The organism is Ferrovibrio sp. (assembly GCF_002796975.1).
Classification (GTDB): domain Bacteria; phylum Pseudomonadota; class Alphaproteobacteria; order Ferrovibrionales; family Ferrovibrionaceae; genus Ferrovibrio.
The window spans coordinates 1-1,692 of sequence record NZ_PEKV01000015.1; the positions used below are offsets into that span (position 1 = coordinate 1).

Below are 1,692 nucleotides of genomic sequence, written 5' to 3' on the forward strand. Positions count from 1 at the left end.
AACGTGGCCAATCGTGCCAATGTTGCAGTGCGGCTTGTTACGCTCAAACTTTGCCTTGCTCATTTTACTTCTCCGCTAGTCGGATATATCTGCGTCGATGCGTTCGTGTTCTTCAGATCAGCCGGCGAGCTTCGCCAGCACTTCGTCAGACACGTTCTGCGGCACCTGGGCGTAGTGATCGAAAGTCATGGTGTACTGCGCGCGGCCCTGGGTCATTGAGCGCAGGTTGTTCACGTAGCCGAACATGTTGGCGAGCGGCACCATGGCGTTGATGACCTGCGCGTTGCCGCGCGGTTCGGTACCGGTCAACTGCCCACGGCGGGACGACAGGTCGCCCATCACGTCACCGACGAAATCTTCCGGGGCAACCACTTCGACACGCATGATCGGCTCGAGCAGCTTGGCACCGGCCTTCGGTGCAACTTCGCGGAACGCGGCGCGGGCCGCGATTTCGAAGGCGAGCGCCGAGGAGTCGACGTCATGGTAGGCGCCGTCATACAGCGTGACCTTGAAATCGATGACCGGGAAGCCGGCCAGCACGCCCGAAGCGGCAATCTGGCGGATACCCTTTTCGACAGCCGGGACGTATTCCTTCGGCACGTTGCCGCCGACGACGTCGTTCTCGAATTGCACGCCCGAACCGGGCTCCAGCGGCTCGAAGCGCATCTTGACGCGAGCGAACTGGCCCGAACCGCCCGACTGCTTCTTGTGGGTGTAGTCGATTTCGGCGGTCTTGGTCAGCGCTTCGCGATAGGCAACCTGCGGCGCGCCGACATTGGCTTCGACCTTGAACTCGCGACGCATACGATCGACGAGGATTTCGAGGTGAAGTTCGCCCATGCCCTTGATCACGGTCTGGCCGCTCTCATGGTCAACCGACACGCGGAAGGACGGATCCTCGGCAGCGAGACGATTGAGCGCGAGGCCCATCTTTTCCTGGTCGTTCTTGGTCTTCGGCTCAACCGCGACTTCGATGACCGGCTCGGGGAATTCCATGCGCTCGAGCACGATCGGATGATTCGGATCGCAGAGCGTGTCGCCCGTGGTGGTGTTCTTCAGGCCAGCCAGTGCGACGATGTCGCCAGCGCGGGCTTCCTTGATTTCCTCGCGGGTATTCGCATGCATCTGCAGCATGCGGCCGATACGCTCGCGGTTATCCTTCACGGTGTTCAGGACGCCCGAACCGGCTTCCAGAACGCCCGAGTAGATACGCACGAAGGTCAGCGAACCGACGAAGGGATCGTTCATAATCTTGAAGGCAAGACCCGAGAACGGCTCTTCATCCGAGGTCTTGCGAACCAGCTTGTCGTTGCTCTCCGGCTTCAGGCCTTCGACGCCCGCGACATCGACCGGCGACGGCAGGTAGTCGATGACGGCGTCGAGCAGCGGCTGTACGCCCTTGTTCTTGAAGGCCGAGCCGCACAGCACGGGCACGAACTTCGAGGCGATGGTGCCCTTGCGGATGCAGGCAGTCAGGGTCTTCTCGTCCGGCTCGTTGCCTTCGAGATAGGCTTCCAGCGCGGCGTCATCCATCTCGAGCGCGGCGTCGATCATCTTCTGGCGCCATTCGGCAGCCTGTTCCTTCAGATCGGCCGGAATCTCGTCGTAGAAGAATTCGGCGCCCAGGCTCTCATCCTTCCAGATGATCGCACGGTTGCGGACCAGATCGACCACGCCCTTGAAATCGGCTTC

The 1,692-nt window shown here is 61.2% G+C and carries 1 protein-coding gene; it reads right to left on the bottom strand.

Going from position 1 to position 1,692, the window contains the following annotated elements; all coding sequences use genetic code 11:
* Window positions 1-117: 117 nt before the first annotated feature.
* Window positions 118-1,692, bottom strand: a 1,575-nt coding sequence (gene fusA / locus CTR53_RS17020; protein WP_290816181.1) for an elongation factor G, incomplete at its 5' end; no start/stop codon positions are given.